The organism is Enterococcus sp. LJL51, from assembly GCF_049894025.1.
Taxonomy (GTDB): domain Bacteria; phylum Bacillota; class Bacilli; order Lactobacillales; family Enterococcaceae; genus Enterococcus_L.
Genome location: NZ_JBNEQE010000014.1, coordinates 40,829 through 58,847 on the forward strand (window position 1 = coordinate 40,829; position 18,019 = coordinate 58,847).

Annotated in this window: 22 protein-coding genes; all 22 read right to left on the reverse strand. The window is 32.7% G+C overall.

All coding sequences use genetic code 11. From position 1 onward, the window contains the following. Positions 1–68: 68 nt before the first annotated feature. Positions 69–1,202, reverse strand: coding sequence for a tyrosine-type recombinase/integrase (locus tag ACPWSO_RS12855; RefSeq protein ID WP_426083973.1), 1,134 nt, complete (start codon positions 1,200–1,202; stop codon positions 69–71). Beyond that, the gene (locus ACPWSO_RS12860) at positions 1,202–1,387 is read right to left on the reverse strand and encodes a DUF3173 family protein (RefSeq protein WP_426083974.1); all 186 of its coding nucleotides are present in this window, start codon (positions 1,385–1,387) and stop codon (positions 1,202–1,204) included. The genes ACPWSO_RS12855 and ACPWSO_RS12860 overlap by 1 nt, the downstream gene beginning before the upstream one ends. Positions 1,388–1,525: 138 nt before the next feature. Next, positions 1,526–2,062: an EF0163 family protein gene (locus ACPWSO_RS12865; RefSeq protein ID WP_426083975.1), complete on the reverse strand. Its 537-nt coding sequence runs from the start codon at positions 2,060–2,062 to the stop codon at positions 1,526–1,528. Between the two features lie 16 nt (positions 2,063–2,078). Next, a complete protein-coding gene (locus ACPWSO_RS12870) occupies positions 2,079–3,149 on the reverse strand; it encodes a phage tail tip lysozyme (RefSeq protein ID WP_426083976.1) in 1,071 nt (356 codons plus the stop codon). A 43-nt stretch (positions 3,150–3,192) separates the two neighbouring features. Further along, positions 3,193–5,007: a hypothetical protein gene (locus ACPWSO_RS12875; protein ID WP_426083977.1), complete on the reverse strand. Its 1,815-nt coding sequence runs from the start codon at positions 5,005–5,007 to the stop codon at positions 3,193–3,195. A 14-nt stretch (positions 5,008–5,021) separates the two neighbouring features. After that, a complete protein-coding gene (locus ACPWSO_RS12880; RefSeq protein ID WP_426083978.1) occupies positions 5,022–7,523 on the reverse strand; it encodes an ATP-binding protein in 2,502 nt (833 codons plus the stop codon). Between the two features lie 15 nt (positions 7,524–7,538). Continuing rightward, entirely contained in the window at positions 7,539–7,928 is a 390-nt protein-coding gene (locus tag ACPWSO_RS12885; protein WP_426083979.1) for a conjugal transfer protein, read from the reverse strand. Positions 7,929–7,941: 13 nt separating this feature from the next. Next, the gene (locus ACPWSO_RS12890) at positions 7,942–8,169 is read right to left on the reverse strand and encodes a hypothetical protein (protein WP_426083980.1); all 228 of its coding nucleotides are present in this window, start codon (positions 8,167–8,169) and stop codon (positions 7,942–7,944) included. A 2-nt stretch (positions 8,170–8,171) separates the two neighbouring features. Next, a complete protein-coding gene (locus ACPWSO_RS12895) occupies positions 8,172–9,140 on the reverse strand; it encodes a conjugal transfer protein (protein ID WP_426083981.1) in 969 nt (322 codons plus the stop codon). Further along, positions 9,058–9,399, reverse strand: coding sequence for a hypothetical protein (locus ACPWSO_RS12900; protein ID WP_426083982.1), 342 nt, complete (start codon positions 9,397–9,399; stop codon positions 9,058–9,060). Before ACPWSO_RS12900 ends, ACPWSO_RS12895 begins: the two co-directional genes overlap by 83 nt. 55 nt (positions 9,400–9,454) lie before the next feature. Next, on the reverse strand, positions 9,455–9,949 hold the full coding sequence (locus ACPWSO_RS12905) for a hypothetical protein (RefSeq protein ID WP_426083983.1): 495 nt from the start codon (positions 9,947–9,949) through the stop codon (positions 9,455–9,457). 53 nt (positions 9,950–10,002) lie between these two features. Beyond that, the gene (locus tag ACPWSO_RS12910; RefSeq protein ID WP_426083984.1) at positions 10,003–11,106 is read right to left on the reverse strand and encodes a hypothetical protein; all 1,104 of its coding nucleotides are present in this window, start codon (positions 11,104–11,106) and stop codon (positions 10,003–10,005) included. 11 nt (positions 11,107–11,117) lie between these two features. Further along, entirely contained in the window at positions 11,118–11,378 is a 261-nt protein-coding gene (locus ACPWSO_RS12915) for a hypothetical protein (RefSeq protein WP_426083985.1), read from the reverse strand. Between the two features lie 7 nt (positions 11,379–11,385). After that, positions 11,386–11,877, reverse strand: coding sequence for a hypothetical protein (locus ACPWSO_RS12920; RefSeq protein ID WP_426083986.1), 492 nt, complete (start codon positions 11,875–11,877; stop codon positions 11,386–11,388). Between the two features lie 11 nt (positions 11,878–11,888). Continuing rightward, on the reverse strand, positions 11,889–13,109 hold the full coding sequence (locus tag ACPWSO_RS12925; RefSeq protein ID WP_426083987.1) for a replication initiation factor domain-containing protein: 1,221 nt from the start codon (positions 13,107–13,109) through the stop codon (positions 11,889–11,891). A 281-nt stretch (positions 13,110–13,390) separates the two neighbouring features. Further along, positions 13,391–14,113: a DUF2786 domain-containing protein gene (locus ACPWSO_RS12930; protein WP_426083988.1), complete on the reverse strand. Its 723-nt coding sequence runs from the start codon at positions 14,111–14,113 to the stop codon at positions 13,391–13,393. 47 nt (positions 14,114–14,160) lie between these two features. Continuing rightward, entirely contained in the window at positions 14,161–14,469 is a 309-nt protein-coding gene (locus tag ACPWSO_RS12935) for a hypothetical protein (protein WP_426083989.1), read from the reverse strand. Continuing rightward, positions 14,469–16,052: an FtsK/SpoIIIE domain-containing protein gene (locus ACPWSO_RS12940; RefSeq protein WP_426083990.1), complete on the reverse strand. Its 1,584-nt coding sequence runs from the start codon at positions 16,050–16,052 to the stop codon at positions 14,469–14,471. The genes ACPWSO_RS12935 and ACPWSO_RS12940 overlap by 1 nt, the downstream gene beginning before the upstream one ends. Beyond that, positions 16,045–16,767, reverse strand: a complete 723-nt coding sequence (locus ACPWSO_RS12945; RefSeq protein WP_426083991.1) for a DUF3850 domain-containing protein — start codon at positions 16,765–16,767, stop codon at positions 16,045–16,047. Before ACPWSO_RS12945 ends, ACPWSO_RS12940 begins: the two co-directional genes overlap by 8 nt. 14 nt (positions 16,768–16,781) lie before the next feature. Further along, positions 16,782–17,117 carry a hypothetical protein gene (locus ACPWSO_RS12950; protein ID WP_426083992.1) on the reverse strand — a complete coding sequence of 112 codons (336 nt, stop codon included), beginning with the start codon at positions 17,115–17,117 and terminating at the stop codon, positions 16,782–16,784. A gap of 88 nt (positions 17,118–17,205) precedes the next feature. Continuing rightward, positions 17,206–17,607 carry a DUF961 family protein gene (locus ACPWSO_RS12955; protein ID WP_426083993.1) on the reverse strand — a complete coding sequence of 134 codons (402 nt, stop codon included), beginning with the start codon at positions 17,605–17,607 and terminating at the stop codon, positions 17,206–17,208. A gap of 1 nt (position 17,608) precedes the next feature. Beyond that, a complete protein-coding gene (locus tag ACPWSO_RS12960) occupies positions 17,609–17,959 on the reverse strand; it encodes a hypothetical protein (protein ID WP_426083994.1) in 351 nt (116 codons plus the stop codon). Positions 17,960–18,019: the final 60 nt, after the last annotated feature.

An 18,019-nucleotide genomic window follows, 5' to 3' on the forward strand; every position in this document is an offset into this window, starting at 1 on the left:
ATCAAGCTTTTAAAGCCTTTAATTTTACTAAGGGTAACACAAAGGGTAACAAAATACTTTATAAAAATCTAGTAGTTATCGAGGATACTTGTTTCATGTTCTGGTAGCCTATCCAAATAGTAACTCATTGTTGTTTTGGCATTTTCATGCCTCAAACGTTTCTGAATTGTTTTTAAATCTACTCCCATACTCAACAACCACATCGCATGACTATCTCTAAGGTCATGAACACGTATTCTTTTTAACTCTTCACTTTTATCTCTTGATCCGTTATACTCCTCCAATTTCTGATCTAACCAAATTGTCCAGTTTCTAGGAGCAAACATAGTTCCATCATACATAAAAATATAATCCATTTTACCAATACTTTCTTGAACACTCTTCCACTTTTTAAGCCATTGAATATTTTTAGGAGATAGTTTTACCCACGCTTTACTACTAAAAGTTTTCGTTCCATCAGCAGCTGCTGCTGACCATTGCGCTTTATTTCTATAATTAAGTGTGCTATTAACATAAATCATATTCTGCTCCCAATCAACATCAGACCATTTTCTTGCCATCAGTTCTCCAATTCGTAGACCTGAAAAGAAAAGGGTATAGTATCCAGCCTTTTTCATCAATTCTACATACTTATTCTCATCTAGCAAATTAAAAAATGTATCAAATTCTTGAATTGTCCAATACTCAATTTCTCTTTTTGAACGAACTTTTAGTTTTTTTACTTTCCTTGCATAGTTTTCTTTTGCCATTTCTCTTTCAACAGCTAAATCAAAAACTTGATACAATCCAGAAAGAATATGATTAATATAGCCAGAACTCATCGGCTTATCATACTGAGAATGGAGATTTTGAAGATAGTCTTTAAACAACGCTATATCCTTTTGTCTAATATCTGAAATATCACAATTTTTAAAATACAGAAAGTGTTTACAGTACATCTTATAACGATTTTGAAATGTACTATCTTTCAATGTTCTTTTAAAATGTGGGATTGCCACTGATTCAAAAAATTCATAAAAGTTTACACTTTCTTTAACATACAGCTTGTTTTTTTTTGCTTCTTCTAAAGCTGTATCTAGTCCTTCTTTTGCTTCACTTGCGGATGAGAATCCTTTTTTTATTAACCATGTTTTTCCGAATCTTTTTTTATAAAACCATGTTTTTGCTTTCTTATCTTTATAGACACTTTGAATCTTCGCCATTAATTTAACTCCATTCCCAGCATTTTTTCTACAGCATACGCTGGAACTCGCTGTACTTTTCTACCAGAATAGAAATCACATTTCTTTTCTTTGACCATGTAATCTTTAGCCTTACGAAAAATACGTTGCGATTGTGCCGAGTTAAAACCATGACTTTCAATTTCTTTTATAGTTACAGTCTTCATTTTAACACACTCCCAATCTCAATAACAAAAAGCATTATCACGCTTTTGCTAATAATGCTAAGGTTTTCTACTCTTTGAAATTCTATTCAATCCTCAAAAAAAAGAGGCAACTAATTATTTTTTAGTTACCTCAGCTAATTAATATTCTTGTTTTATTGTATTATAGGTCATACTTGATATTTTATTTCCATCCACTTTAACTAGCAACAATACTCTTACTTCTGAACCATTTTGTTTACATTCCAACTGGATTGCGTAATCATTACTTTTTCCATTTAAAGGTTTATAGATATTAGTAATTGAACCACTCGAAGCTGATTTAATATCCGTTTTTGAATTAATTCCATTTTTCTCAGCACATTCTTTGGTCATTAAATCTTTTAATTTCTCATTTCTACTATTGATTGTTGAATAACTAGCATACGCTTTTCCAAAATCTTCAAGCAGTTCTTGAACATCTACTTGCTCTTCTTTTTCTTTTTTTTCAGAGGTCGATTCAACCTCACTGCTACTAGTATCTGAATGTTCAACTTTTTCACTTGTTGAAAAATCATCAATTTTTTTCATGACAATAGAACTTTCTGTAGTTGAATCCTCAGTTACTGGTTCTTCTTTCTTACCACAACCACCAGCTATAAAAACTACTGGAAGTAAGCTTATCAATATCTTTTTCATAGACTAATTCCTTTTCTTATTTTTTTCTGATTACACTTGCAACACTTGTATACTCTTTTCCCCAAGTCCGAGAATATTTTGCACAAATTCTTCCTTGTTCAGCATTTTGTTCATAAATCGTATACCTATTTTCTCCCTCAACACTTGTCACAATGCCAGTGTGCCCATAAACGCTTGAAGCATACCCACCTTGATTAAAGTTAATTATATCACCTGCTCTAACATCTGAATAGTTAGGATTATGAATAACTTGCCAGCCATTTTGTTCCCAATAAAATGCTTTTCCAATCAAAGCAGCACTTATTGTATCTGCTCCAGAAATATTACCAGACATACTTATCGAACTTCCAGCCCCTAAATGAATTTTAGTATCAAAACTATCTACATAGTAGGATGTTAGACCGTAGCATTCACCATTGTATACACCTTGACCCATCTTAGCTTCCAGAATATCTATCTTTCCACCACCAATGTTTGCGGAGCCATTACCTAAGCTGCCTTTTGCTAGACGATTGTACCAGTTGTTAGCACTTGTCTTCCTTCTACTTTGTTCTATTGGATCGTTTTTCGTACCTGCTCTTTCCCACTTTATCAATATGTCCACTGCTATTTTATTCAAATCTTGTTGGGTAGACATTGACTTTAATAATGTACTGTCCGAACCATCATGATTCCATGCAAATTCCATTTGATACTCAACACTTTTCCAATCTTTTTTCATTTCTTTTGCTTTATTCAGCATGTTCACTCTACGTTCTCTATCCCATTGAGGCAAACCAAAAGCATAACCTCCAATCGAAGGATCGTGCGCCCATAGCTCATTGAATGATAAGTCGCTTTGAATGCGGCTAGGAATAAGCCCGCTTTCATGTTCTATATTCCCAATCCATGCACATGCAAATTCTTTTGTACCACCATTTTTTAACACAAAATTATATATGTCTAAAGCAACTTTTTCTATTTCATTTTCAGGTGAAAAACCTTCAGTATTTCCTGTTTCTACATCCACAAGCATTGTGATAATCATAAACAAAAATAAAATTGTTATCGTCAAAGGTAGAAATAAAAGTAAAATAATTTTCTTCATTGCTTCACCTCAACAAAAAAAGACTAGTATAAACTAGCCTTTCTTAGATTTCTTCACTACTAATTGTATTATCAAAAATATTATCTAACTCCTTATACTCATTATTGTATGCCTGCTGATTCGAAAAATTCAGTATTGTTTCGTCATTGTTATCGAAGAATACTTGTTCATCCTTATTAGCTAAATCTTCTAAGTTTTCAACATGAACACGTAATTCCTCCATATCTGTATTCTCAGATAATTCCTTCAACGCTTTCACTACTTTTTCTTCATCATCAACCCCTAAAACAACCCCTTTGTCAATCAAACTATTATCTGTAGTTTCACTTTCTTTTTCTTCAAGGATATCTGTTTTTTCATCAAAACTGGTGTCAGGAACTGTAGAATCATTTTCTTTATTTTTAGATTCATCATCATTCCCGCTCATCCAATTTTTCACACCTTCTTTAAAACCAACAAAACTATTGTCTTCATCCATAAAGTGTTCTTTTCCTAGATTTATAGCCTTGTCAGCTTTAGGAGCAATAGACGAAGCCCCATTAGCTACCATTGCCATATTTCCAGTATAAACACCTGCCGCTACCTGTACAGCACCCATGCCAACTTCTCCAGCACGTTCTTTCATCTCCGTTGTCTTTTCATTTACTAGTTTTTCAACAGCTGGCATTTCAAGTTGCCCATCACTAAAATAACTTAAAATTTTATATCTATTCTTCCACAATTTTTTTAGGAAAACGACTTTGATTATTACTAGAATTATGGTTATTGCTAACACACTTATTCCACCACTCAGAACAGCAATAAGAGTGTTATCTACTTTACTAATAACACCCATAAACGCCTGATCTATTAGTGAGTTTATCCAAAAGTACACTGCTAAAAACACACCAAAAATTACTGGTACAAACAACAATCCCATTAACATTTTTAGAAACTTAAATAGAATCATCTGACATTTAGGGAAAAAGGAAGCAAATAGTATCACTGGAAAAATGATAATTAGTAAATTCACTATTATTTGAACAACAGTTACCATTGCGTTGACGTATAAAACTGGAGTACCAGTTATTCCTAAATTCGTTCCACCGACAATAATTGCAAATGTTTTCTCCATCATTTTGTCTCCACTTTGAACCATATAAGGATTATCTTTTGAAATCTCGTTAACGTAATCTGTACGTTTCTTAATAAAATCCTTCTTTTCTTTTTCATCAAGACCGATAGGCATTAGCATTTTTTTATCATCCAGCTTTTCACCATTAGGTAATTTTCCGTCTAATGATCCAGTATTCACATAATAAAACGTCTGTTTAACAGTTGCATCGAATAGCTTACTTGAACTACCATTTCCTGCTAGGGAGCTAGTCGCATTATCTACTTTCCCCTTAATTCCGTTTGAAATAGAGGTAACTGATTCTACTAAAAATAATGCACCGCTTTTCGTTCCCTTGCCTTCATCAGTGGAAAAATTTATACTTCCAAACCAAAAAACAAACAAGCTCATTACTGCTAAATAATGCAACAAAACTTTAGAAAATCTTCTTTGATTAGCAAAGAAATTAAAAAGTAAATAATATGCACTTATAAGCACCACTAACGCCAGCAAGCTACCTTTTGCTATACTTGTTCCGCCTAATCCTCTTAAAATATTAACTGAGGTTGTATAGGCTTCTGCTTGTTTATCAATAAAGAAACTCGACTGATCTAGCAAATCTTCACATATTAAAAAAAATGAAGAAACTAATCGTAAAATAAAAAAAGGAGCGTCTACAAATAAAAAATTTAGAAATTGCCAGCCTTTTTCAAGAATTCCGCTGTCAGCAAAATATGGAGCATAACTATCAATAAGATAATCCATAATATTCTCCTCCTTTATGCTACAAACTGATTTTCCATGACAGAAGCCTCGGTATCATCGACTGTTTCAAAAAGAGGTAACCATTCCTCAAAAATTATGTGAATGACAATTCGATTTACTTGATTAAACATATCTCTAAACAAACACTGACCTTGCACCATGTTAGATACCCATTTTAGATTAAGTTCGTTTACAGGAAGATTTAAGTATTTCAAAATCCCTTCCCGATTATTTTCTTCATCGAAGCAGAACACCATTCCAAAACCTGTTCCGTCTTCATCATCCTCCAAATCATTCACAGATTGCGTGATAAGTACCATGAAGTTATTTTGAGATCGCCCAACCCTTTTCATTGCTTTTAGAATTGCTTTTCCTTCCGCTGATGATTGGAAAATCCAACTCTCATCGAAAAATACAACAGTCTCTTCCCGAGGATTCCGAGAACCAAACTTACTACAGAACATTCCTAAAGCAAACATCAACGTTACAGATAATCGTTTATTCTCATCTAATTTATCCTTTTTACTCTTAGGTAAATCTAAATCAGCAATTTCCAGAATAGTTACTTTCTTATCAAAAGAAAGTCCTTCAACATCTCCACGAGAAAAAGACAATTCTAAAACAGAACCTTTAATAGTTGAGATAAGGAAGCGCCCCATATCATGAATTGCTTCCACGTTACTATTCACAAGTTCATCGACCACATGCCAGAAACCAACTGTTTCTCCTTTTCTTCGCTGCTCCACAACTTTTGTTATCGCTTCGTTAATCGCTGTTTTTTGTTTTAGATTCCATTCGCCCTCATAGATACTTGTCAACATTGCTTTTGCAGTTGCTATTGCTTCTGTCTCATCAAAAAGAACAATCGGGTCTAAGACACCCTTATTCTTTTTATCTCTAACATCCAAAGTAACAAAATTGAACGATTTAATAAAATCAACTTCTTTTGGATATTTTTTCTGATATTCTTCATCTTGAATCACTTGCATAAAACGTCTACGCATTTCTTTTTTTGGATCAATGTATAGACTACGATCTTTTAATAAAGAGAGTTCCATAAACATTTTTTTTGCAGCAGCGGACTTACCTTCTCCAGTATCTCCAGTAAACGCAACATGTGGATTATTTGTCTTTTTCCCTTTCACATTCTGCTTATTCGATACCAGCATATTTAGATAAGCTATGTTTTTTGAACTGTTTACAATAGATTCACGATCTTCTTTGTCTTCAAGAGTATTATCTACACGTCCCAAATAGAACCCTAGATCTGTTCCACTTTTCAGTGAGGTAAAAAAGTTCAATTCCGCAAAAGCACTTATTGTACTAGTGTGCTGCCACTTATTCTTTTTATTACTAATGAAGTTACCGTATAGAGTAGCTTGAAATAGATAAGGATTATCAAAACTAGCTTTTATTAACGGCATTTTCAAGCCAGCCAATCGATTTAATAAGTATTTTTTTCGTGCTTTCATTTGTTTTTTCGTGCTGCCAGTTACTACAGCATATGCCGACCAATCAATGATTTCCTCTCCATCATCTATTTTCTGATCTAAATCGTCTAAGGATAGTTGCCCCTCAATTATTTTTCTTTTTTGCTTTACTCCAGCAACTTGTGCCTCATTCATAATATTCTTATTTCTTGTCCTAGCACGAGAGCTTCGGCCTGTTAACCCTAACTGACCTCTTCTTTCACTAAAATTAGCTTGTATTTTTATTTCAACAGGAAACGGCATTTTCTGAGCAATTTCAAGTAGATGGTTTCCATCCATATATACACCAAAATCCCCTAAAGGAAGATAAGACACAAAGCTTTCTCCATATTCTGATTTAAAATGTAATCCACCAAAAAACGGCTTTATTATTGTATCCATCAGATTATCTACTGACTGAGCAGTTGTAATATCCTTCTTTTCATGAGGAATGTTTTTCAAAAATTGATATGCCTGATAATAATACAATTCATCTTCTGTTAAACGTTCTACAATTAATTCAGATAGATTCTGATAAACTTCTTGTTCCTGATCTAAATATTTCTTTCCCCAATCATCCTCTATCACAATTTCATAACCTACACCATTTACAAACGTTTCTGTCAAAACATTAAATGCCTGCTTCACTCCTTCTTTCATATCTACAGCAATTTCATTTTTTGTTAATGGAACACCAACGACCCATGTATATTCATAAGTCATTCCCATTTCTTTTTCTAATGCAATTACTGTTTTTTTCAGTTTATCCACTCCAACATCATAATGATCGGGATCGAGCAATGAGCGCATAGCACCCATCCGCCCCCTAATATCGCCATTTACAGGGAGTAAATTAATTTCAAAGCCTTTGTTTGCTGACAATCGTTTTAATGTTCGGGCTACTTTAGACTTCGTTTTTTGCTTTTTTTCTAAATCAGTAAGCATTACTGATTCACTTTTTATTCGATAATATGCAATCGGTATTTTTTCTTGTGACAAAGCAATGTTTCCCATTGTTTCTTCTCTTAATGGATATTCTAACTGCATTGAATCCCTCCTATTTTATCTCCGAAATGTAAATTCCTTTTCTTCACTCACACGTTCAAACCTATAAATTTCCCTATTATCTATCACAAAATCTTTGACATAAACCAAAAAATCTTTAATATAAGCTACTCCGCTTTTTCCATCGATATCTGTTTCAGAATACCAACGTGCTAGACGATGTGGCACATATATAAAAACCATCAAATTTAAATCAACATCCAAAATTACTGGCAGCCTAAAAAATTGACCAATAACAAAAAATAATACCCAACCAGCAAACATAACTAAAAAATAGGATAGGCTAATCGACTGGGAAAACACCCAAATGACCTTCCCTTTTGGGCTTTTTATCACTTGAATAGAATAAGGGGCTTTTAAGCCCCTACTATAATCGTAATATTTCATATTTTAATTCTCCTCAACTAAAATTAATCCCAAACAAACTAGCTACCCATTTCATAAAACCAAACGTAGTTCTCCCTTGATTCACTGCGAAATCCCGAATTATCAAAGCAATAAAAACAGTTGAAACAATTTTCAACCACTCAGCACCCTTCCAATGTTTCAAAATTAAGACAATTACTCCTAATGCCAGAAACGTAATAAAACCTGTTGCTAAAAAATTATCTAATCCATTTGTACTCAAATTTATTCCCCACTTTCAGTAAAGTAATGTTTTAATGTATTTATAAAATATGAATTTTCAGTCTTCGTAATCCACAAACTGAAATTCTCAGTTCTTAAGATTTTGGTTTCCTTATCTTCAAACACAACCGAGAGCTGCACTCCCATATTTTCTTTTTCTGTATTGAAATATTGAATTGAACCTTTTTCTATTTCTTTAAATCGCTCATTATTTCCCAAAAATTCTGGTTCTTTCATCAACACTAATAGCTCTTCTTTATTATTTTCAGCATACTTAGTAAAGAAGAGTTGTAAGAATTTTTCAATCGATTCCTTATCCTTAGAATCAATTTCCAAAGATTTTTCTACTTGCGATAATGCTTTTGTTCTGCCTTGTGGGATTCCTTCTGAAATCACATAAGGACGTGAAACTAAAGAATAAAGATTATCTTTCGTTTGTATCGGCAGTACAATTTTTTCACTTCTATCAGCTTTGACATCCTTAGTTGAAACGTGATACGACACCTGCATTGTTACTAAAAAACATTCAGCTGTTTCATTCACATTAATAACTTCTGAACTTTTCAATGTTCTAACAAGTTTTTCAGGTTGTTTTTCATCTAATTGTTCGACATCAAAAGAAAGATAGTCTGCTAATTTTTTCAAACGTTGTTCCTGCTCCTCTTCCTTTTTTTCAGAATCAATAGTGATATATTCATTCATAAAGTTTGTTGCATAATAAGACAACATAGGAAGATTAATCGATTCCTTTTCACTGATTTTATTTTTATCATTACCTAGATTTTCAATCTTCGAATAAACATTATTCATATTGCTTGATAGCACATTTGAACGAATTGTCCCTATCGTAGAAAACAGAAGTAATACTCCAGCAAAAACCGCTAACGCTTTATTCGCCTTTTTTTGCGATACTAAACGAACTTTTGGCATTTTTTCCTTTTTTTCCTTTTTCTTTATCTTTTTTAAATCCACCTTCAAACCTCCTTTGATTTAAAGTTTTTAAATAATGCCTTTTAACATCGGCTATTGGAGAATAGATCATATAGTATGACCAAAACACTAGTAACAAAGAATTAGTTAATGTGAAAAACCAATCTTTGCTCATCAGAATCCACATCATACATATAACCCCAAATCCAAAAATGCTAATAGGAATCCAAATCAGAAATATTAGCAGCAAGAACAATCTAAATATTTCTTGATACTTGTTTGTTTCTTTTTTTGTATCCATCTTTCCTCCTAATAAAATAAAAGGACTGGTTTACAGCCCTTTTACCTTGTTTTTTTTAAAATATTCCTAATGATTTTATTTCATCAGATTTCCGCTCTTCTAAAGCTCTTTCGGTGAGACTTTCTAAATTTCCATAACCATTAAATCTAATATATTCATCCGACCAATGCACTCTTCCAAAAAAGGTCGCACGTGCCGCCTCATATGGGCTAGTAAAACGCTCATTATAGAAACTCTCATCAAAATCATAAACATCCAGCTCGATATCGAAATATACAGTCTCTTTAATATGTTTGAGTTTATCTATGATTTCTAATACACCATATTCTCCACTCCATAATCCTGAGTAATTATCAACATCAAAAACTCCTAGTTCCAACTCTTCATATCCATCTGGATTATACTTTTCCAGATATTCTGCATGAATTTTCTCGTAAGAACTAGAAGTTAATTCATCAGCTGAAAAATATCTTCCAATCGCAAAATTATCAGGATAGCTTCCTATAAAAAAGCCATCTCCTTTGACTAAATCCCAAACATCAATCTCCACTATTCCATCCCTCTTCTCTAAAAAATAGCCAAAAATGGGCCCATCTTTTCAATTTATTTTTTTAGATCAAACTCAATTTTTGTATACACAAATCCTTTATCATTATCTGCAACTAATTTTCTATCATGATAATTTTTTAAATAAAACAGCCCTTTTACTTTTTCAAATTTTTCTGCTTTAATAACTACTTCACCAACAGAATTAAAAACTAAATCTACGTCTTGTAAATTTTCACAAATCGCTTCTGCTTTAGATTTAATCAATGACCATTCTTCTATACTAAACATGTCTCCATTTTTATACAGCGGCTCAACGTCCATTTTCAAAGTCTTAATCTCACCATCAACTTCTACATACTTGTACCAGTATTCAGAAAACATTTTTCTATAAGTTTCAGCTAGTTTTTCACTTTTGGCGTATGCAATGATAGTAAAAGGATTTTTCATTTCTAAATAACCATTGCCATATTTTTTAAATTTAGCAGCTAAATCTTTAAGTATCTCCGTTTTTTCTGATCTACTCATCGGAACCTTTACATATTTATCTTTCTTGAATACTAAATTCAATAATGGATATTCCCTTAATTGGTTTTGAATTTTTTTAGTCAAGTCATGAGTTGTTGGATAAATTTCTACCGTCTCAACATCAATCACTTGATATTCCACTCCCCAGCTATTCAAAACCTTGACCAGTTTCTTTTTTTGTCCTAACCGCTCACCACGTTCCGAACCATCCTCAGTAGCCCCCTCATCTCCAGCTGCCTGAATAGCTCCTTTCTCAAAAATCACTTCAACCTTCTCAAATTTCTTTAAATCATTTTTTAGTGCATTTTCGATAGTTGGAGAAGCTGGAAAAATGACGATACGATATTTGAGAATTTTTTTATTTATTCCTACCATCTCGTAAGCAATCCCACCAATATTTAAAATCGTACAAAGGTTGCTTAATTCTTTATCACTCTCCTCCAACTCCTGTAAATACATATGATTAACTTTCAGTTGAACACTTTCTTTATCTGCAACACCTTGAATCCGTTCTAAGTCGTAGCCCACACGTGGTTTAACTTCTATAAAATTTTCTTCCTCAAACATTACAGGCTCACAATCAAGTTCAGTCGCTAAATCAAATATCTTTTTTAATTTTTCATTTTTTGACATGTTTACACTCCTTACAATCTTAATTCTAGTTTAAGTTGCGGATACAGTTGAGATACCCAGGTTTCTTTTAAAAAATCAAATCGGCTTGCTGGCACTTCTCCTTCTTGATAATTCAAAAAGGTATCTCTTCTCATAAAATCAACTACATCGCTTCGCTCATACACTGATTCAAATACATGAAATTCTACATTAGAATCTACATTCTTTATCTTTTGAAAAACACCAAATTTCACTTGTTTTTTTAATTCACAAAAAGGTACACATCCTACCATTTCCGTTTCACCCCATTCTTATATTCAGTTTTTTCATAAAATCATAAGGAATCCTTTTTTCCATATCTCTATACCTAGCTAAAAAAATCCCCCTATTAATCAGATTACTTTCAAACAAAGCGGACATTTCCCAGCCTTGTTTTTTTAAAGTATTTACAAAATATCTATAATTATTTTGCTGCTCTTGAATTTTGGGAACTAGAATATCAAGTGTTTTACAATAAACATAGTTGTAATACCATCCATCCAGCTCTTCTTTTTGATACAAATAAAAATTCCCTTGATCATCGACCAAAGGAATTTTTTCAAAAAATATATCACAATTTTTATCTAACCATGTTTCTACCAGAATTGTTTTTATACCCATATTTTCCGCTGCTTCTACAATCGTTCCATCTCTAATACGATTTCCATATTTCGTATGAAGAAGTACCCAGAAGTCCTCCACATCTTCACCAAATAATTCTGTATGGTTATTAAAATAAAATTGACCAGCCAATCTCAGAATACTCATTCATTCAACCCCTTATCCTCAATCATTCGTTCATAAAGCACTTGCTTCTTTTGTTTTTCTGATAGTTCAACATTATCCAATGCTTTAAATAGCCATTTTCGAAATCGATCTTTACCAAAAACAAGCTCAATCATTCTCAAAGTTGGTATGACTTGTAATTCTATCCAGCGAAGACTTTTTTCTAAACTTGATTCTTCTTGTTTACTATTTATCTTTACTGACTTCCAAGAACCAAAAATTTGATAAAATTCTTCATAATAAGTTCGCTCTATACTTCCACTTTCATTAAGTTTCTCATCATAAACTTCAAATTTGGAAAGCAATAAATTAATAGCTATTTCATCCAAATCTTCTCCAGCCAAATAAGAATCAAAAATTTGTTCATTCACATCTTTTCCGAGTTCTAATTCATATCGATTCCAGATACCATATTCCTGCAATACATCATCTACAGTTGTTCGAAGTTTATCAGCTAATTCATATCGCTTTTCATAAAAACGAACGAACATGTTTCCACCACGAGCACCATAGTACAAAGTCAATCCGCCGCTTTCAGCATTAAACTTTTTTTCTTGTTCTCGATAAACCCGAAAATCACTTTGAATTAAATCCCTATCTCTTCTTTTTTTCAATTCATGCAGATTAAAATTTCCATTGATTGGATCATACATCTCATCAATCGCAATATCTGTTCGAGTAGAATGTATTCTTGAATAATATCCACGTGAACTATACCAGTTAGGATTAAGTATCTTTCGAAACCATTCTCTATAATTCAAACCCATTCCTTCTAAATGCTGCTCAAATTCGTATACCCCTTGACCAGTCAAATCAAGCAGTATTCCTTGACGACTATCAGACATTCGATCAAAAATAACAATATGACCACACGAATATTTTCTTTCATAATTATTTTTCCTAGACTGCTCTATAACAAAATACTTAACAGGAATCTTTAATACATGTTCTAAAATTATTTCAATGCTACTATCAAAAAAAGTAAATTTAAGATAATCCCAATGAACATGAAGTTGGTGTCCAAATTTAACAGGCAAACCGATAGCTATTTTTATTTGATTTACCTTTTCCTCAGATAGATTAAATTTTCCTTTTTCACAATCAGATAGAGTGGATTTTGAAACACCAACCTTCTCACTAAATTTTCGTAGGGAATAACCCAATCGCTTACGAACTTTCTTTAATTCTTCACCAGTCAATAATTCACTCCTAACCGATACGGACAAATTTGCTACTTTTGTCCGTATCTTTTAACTACGTCATTTTCGCTTTACCGCAAGCTTTCCAGACGTTTTTTGTTATTCATTTTGGTTTTTCTGCACCCCGTATTACCAAACGGGGTGCTGGGAAAATGTGAGTGGCTCCGCCACTCACATTCACTTCGTGTATCTTGCAAGCAAACTACACGTGCATTTTTCTGTGGCGACAGCTAAAGCTGCCACAAAATACACGTGCAGTTCACATGCAGACACATTCGTGTTCATATCGAAATTGTACTTTTAGTAAAATCAATTTTTTTCCCATCATTGAATCCCTGCTGATAAGCCTGAACCACTTCAACTGGTGGCAAAACCAAATCTAATGGTTTTCCCCATTCGCTAGACATTACTACAAATGATTTTTCTACTTCTTCTGGAATCAATACTAAAACTTCAAATGATTCTCTCAGTATAGCTACTTGTTCATCAAAGCGATCCGATAGACCATTTAAAAAACCTCTGATATAACTAGATTTAATACTTTCTGTCATATACCTACTTCTTGATTCCAATTGTGTTCTATAGTATTCATCAATAAAGATTTTACTATGATATAAAACCACATCATATGCAAGAATATACATTTCTTTTGCAAGCTCCAGGTCTCTACCAAATCCATAAAAAATTATGCGCCGTTTTCTTTGTTTACCAATATATTTACTATTTAAGTAATGTTTAACTCTAAAATTTTTAGCAATAATCCGAGCCAAAGAACGTTCCCACCAATAAAGACGTTTGTATATCGTGACAGATTCTTCATTGATTTCACTCGATTCATTGGAAAGCTCATAATCTTCTACTTCGCTTTTATCAATTTCATATTGAATCATAAGTTTCTGAGCTAAAATAAAAGCAGATTGACTTTCCTCATCATTTTTCTCATCTTTTGCGATAGCCAACAAACCTTTTACTTTTTTGATAATTTTTTTATTGTTCTTTTTCATACTATATTCCTCATAAGCTTTCTTAAAAATGTCATTTCTTCATTTTTTTATCCTCTATTACTTAATGGATATCGTTTATTGTAATCCTCTTCTAACAAAAACAATCTATCAATCGCTTCCGTTAAATTCGCTTCTTGTTGTCTATTTGAATGTAGCTCTTCTAATAAATAAAAATCGTCATCATCAAACATGAGTTGCGGCACCGGATTTCCATGAATAAAATGCGGATTTCTCATATTAATTTTTCGAGAAAATCTAAACTCTGTTCTCTCTTCAATTTTTTTTATCCAGCTACGAAGGGTACGCTCTTTTATTCGCAACTTTTTACAAATTTCTTTGATAGTATAATACTCCATCAAACCACTTCCTTTTGTCTCATCTTCACTTGATCTGTATATGAAAAACCAGCAGCTTCCATGAGTTCTTCTGCTTTTTCATTTTTTTCTTTCGCCTGTTCTAATCTTTGTTCTTCTGATTTTTTAGCAATTTCCTCTTTTTCCGATTCAATAAAATTATCTCCATAAACCTCTTCAAGTATCTCAATATCTTCCTCAGTTACTTCAACATCCGATACATCTGTATAAGGCATTGCAGGCATATTTTTAAAATACTCAACAAAATCAAATTTAGGGTCTACTAGTGGAGAATAAAACTCTTGCGGCACCCCAGCACCTACATCAATATACCCACGTCCATGAACACCATACTTATTTATGAATGATTTATTTTTGTTATCATCACCAAATGTCATAATATAGCCTTGCTCAGATAGCCTTCCCAGTGAAACTTTACACATTAAATTGTCTCTAATTGCTGACCGAATTACATCAGTACCAGCCTTTTGAGTCGCTAAAATAAAAAACACACCAGCTTGACGTGCTTTCAGAACTAAAGGCGATATACTTTCATACAATTTTTCTTCTGTACAGGCGTTCTCATCTCTCCCAAATTTATCCAAAACAGAGATAAAAGCAGCCCATTCATCAACTATAAAAAATTCTGGTTTCATCCCATAATATCTATAATTTTTACCAATGGTGTAATTGGGTTGCTTTTTCATGTATAAAAACCGCTTATCCATTAATTCAACTGCTTCTTGCATTTGCTTAAAAATTTCTTTTTTATCACTTACTACTAAACCCTTAAATGCTTTAAAATTTGCTAAATCCGCCAAATCTGCATTTTTAGGATCAGAAATATGAACACGACCTTCTTTACCTAGCGCAGCAATCAAGGAGTAAATAAAATACGTCTTTCCCCCTCCAGTACCCCCAGTAATCAGCATATGTGGCAAGGAATCGTACTCCCACCATACACCTTTCATAAATTGTACTTTACCGTCTCCAGCAGCAAGCTCTTCAAATTTGATTCGCTTGCTTTGAACATCAATTAAGTAACAAAAGGTTACATACCCTTGCTCACGTTTTACAGCTGTCAAATCAGCTAAATACATATCTTCTAGTGGTCTACCAATTTGTAGAAACTTATCCTGAAATTTATTTCCAATTTTAAAAGTAAATTCATCTGTATCGCCATTCGCTCGATAATAAATCTTCGGAAATTTCCTTACTTCTTTTTGTCCTTTCTCAGTTTTTTTTGTTTTTCTGATAATTAAATCATTATCATCTAAGTATTCAGCAAGCTGTTGTTTTTTATACTGCCTATTAAAAAAACCGCCCCTCAGTTGAGAAGAGCGGATGATATAAAAAGCTAAAAAGATACTACAGCTTATTACAGCAACAGTTATTAGAACTGGTAAAATAAATGGCTGTACCGAAAACGAGCTTTCCATTTTCTCCACCAGAGGATAGGTAACAAAAAAGTGGTACACGCCCAACATAATGAAAAATGGTATACAAATAGCAATCCCATACTTAAAGAGTAATTTTCTATGAAACATTCGTATTCGTTTTCCACGATATACAATTAACTTATTCATAGCATTCTTCCACCATTATCTGTTCATATGAAAAAACAACATTATCATTTTTTTGACTAAAAGGAGTCACATACATAATTTGACCAAAAATAAATCTTCCAGTGAAATTTGTTCCATCAAATTCATGTAATTTTACAAAATCACCCTTCTCAAAATTTCGATCATTCTTTCTAATTTCAAACGGTTTTACTCCTAATAATGCTTCCTTAAAAAATTCTGGTAGTATTTTTAAATCATGGCATTTACTTTTAAAATTTGGGTAAGCATAATCTATATTAGCTTGAATTTCCCTCATGTTTTTCTCCAGCAAAAATTTTCTTCTAATCATAATTTTTTTCAAATCGTTTTCCAAACATATTATTTCCTTTTTTCTTACTATAATATTATTCAGCAACGATTTATCTGAAAAATCAACTAACATACTATTACATACCACCAAAATGAGAGCAGCAACAATCTCACTAGCTAAAAAAGCTGGGTGAAAAAGAAAATAATCCCACTCTCTATAAATCATTAAGCCAACTACAAACATAATAAAACCAGACATTATTACAGGAATCAAATTATACAAACACATATAAATTCTTTTTTTCAGTCCCCCCTTAGCTGCTCTTTCATAAAACCGAAGTCTTTCACATATAATTACTAATTTCCTTTCTGTTTTTAATATCTCCTTTTCTAACATTTTTACTTCCAGCTCCATTTCAACACTCACTGAATCAATCCTCTCTATACAAATATTTTTGTTTCACTAATTTCTCTAGCAAATTCAAGTATTTCTCTATTGCTTGTTTTTAAATATTTGTTTTCTATCATAAAACGAATATATGAACCAACACGTCTCAACATAGATTTCTCACTGTAATTATCAAAGTACAATTTAACAATTCGGGTTTCTTTTTTTCCTGAGTTGAACGAATATTTAATAAAGCTATACTTTCCAAATACCTCCTCAATCACTAAAAAATAATAAGGTGTTTCTAACAAATACAGTTCTGCACCATTTGTTTCTAAAACAGCAAAACCAAGTTTTCTAAGTTTTTTAGATACTAATTCCTCCTCCACTAAAAATATACGCCCTTTCTTTAAAGTCATATTTTTTTACATACAAAAAGCGACTAGCCTTTGAAAACTAACCGCCTATTTTAACTAATTATTTTTTATTTTTTGATTCGTCACTTTGTCCTGTAACTGGTCTAGTTGCACCTTTCTTCTTAACATCCAGCGCTTCAATAGTAACAACCATGTTTGGCATTTGCCCATTATTCATATTCCGTTCAAATACTTTCGGCTCAACCAGCTCAATTTCATCATCCATTTTTAGCTGAGACAGATCCACCATCGGATTATCCTCTAAGCTAATTTTCGCTCGAAATTCTGCTCCTTGTTTTTCTGATAAAAACTCAAAGCGAACGGCTTTAGCTACGCCTCGTTCACCATCTTCTCCACGTTCTTCTTGATCAGAGATTTGCTCCAGAAAAGTCAATTTCCCAAAAGTTTCTTCAAAATTGATTAATGATGTAATATCATTTCCATCTACCTTAATTGATGACATATTATTTTTCCCCCTTCATTTTCAAACCATCTGCAAAAACACTACGCTCTACAAATCCAACATAATCCGTTTCACGCCTACCACTAGAACTTGTATATTGGGAAGAATTTACTCTTCCAACCGAATGTAAACTAGGATTAATAATTTCTACTTCTTGATTAGGTTGTACTGTTACTCCAGATCGTGCTGGTACAATTAGCTCGAATGCACCAAATTGCGGATTTCTTAATGAGTAAATTTTAACCATCATACTTTTTCCCTCAATGGTCATCGTCCGCTGCTCAACTCTTCCATTTGCCTTTGTATTTTTTAAAGCCTCGTCTTTTATTACAGGTTTTTTTAATGTTGCCATAGTTTTATTCCTTCTTTCCAATTTTATTCTTGATTATTAAGATAATAAGAATGCCTAGAG

Bases quoted from the DNA above. Each gene is read 5' to 3' on its own strand.
- ACPWSO_RS12955 (WP_426083993.1), bottom strand. From the start codon at position 17,607: ATGTCATCAATTAAGGTAGATGGAAATGATATTACATCATTAATCAAT.
- ACPWSO_RS12855 (WP_426083973.1), bottom strand. From the start codon at position 1,202: ATGGCGAAGATTCAAAGTGTCTATAAAGATAAGAAAGCAAAAACATGG.
- ACPWSO_RS12930 (WP_426083988.1), bottom strand. From the start codon at position 14,113: ATGAAAAAGAACAATAAAAAAATTATCAAAAAAGTAAAAGGTTTGTTG.
- ACPWSO_RS12960 (WP_426083994.1), bottom strand. From the start codon at position 17,959: ATGGCAACATTAAAAAAACCTGTAATAAAAGACGAGGCTTTAAAAAAT.
- ACPWSO_RS12875 (WP_426083977.1), bottom strand. From the start codon at position 5,007: ATGGATTATCTTATTGATAGTTATGCTCCATATTTTGCTGACAGCGGA.
- ACPWSO_RS12880 (WP_426083978.1), bottom strand. From the start codon at position 7,523: ATGCAGTTAGAATATCCATTAAGAGAAGAAACAATGGGAAACATTGCT.
- ACPWSO_RS12885 (WP_426083979.1), bottom strand. From the start codon at position 7,928: ATGAAATATTACGATTATAGTAGGGGCTTAAAAGCCCCTTATTCTATT.
- ACPWSO_RS12870 (WP_426083976.1), bottom strand. From the start codon at position 3,149: ATGAAGAAAATTATTTTACTTTTATTTCTACCTTTGACGATAACAATT.
- ACPWSO_RS12865 (WP_426083975.1), bottom strand. From the start codon at position 2,062: ATGAAAAAGATATTGATAAGCTTACTTCCAGTAGTTTTTATAGCTGGT.
- ACPWSO_RS12860 (WP_426083974.1), bottom strand. From the start codon at position 1,387: ATGAAGACTGTAACTATAAAAGAAATTGAAAGTCATGGTTTTAACTCG.
- ACPWSO_RS12935 (WP_426083989.1), bottom strand. From the start codon at position 14,469: ATGGAGTATTATACTATCAAAGAAATTTGTAAAAAGTTGCGAATAAAA.
- ACPWSO_RS12915 (WP_426083985.1), bottom strand. From the start codon at position 11,378: ATGGTAGGATGTGTACCTTTTTGTGAATTAAAAAAACAAGTGAAATTT.
- ACPWSO_RS12910 (WP_426083984.1), bottom strand. From the start codon at position 11,106: ATGTCAAAAAATGAAAAATTAAAAAAGATATTTGATTTAGCGACTGAA.
- ACPWSO_RS12940 (WP_426083990.1), bottom strand. From the start codon at position 16,052: ATGAATAAGTTAATTGTATATCGTGGAAAACGAATACGAATGTTTCAT.
- ACPWSO_RS12900 (WP_426083982.1), bottom strand. From the start codon at position 9,399: ATGGATACAAAAAAAGAAACAAACAAGTATCAAGAAATATTTAGATTG.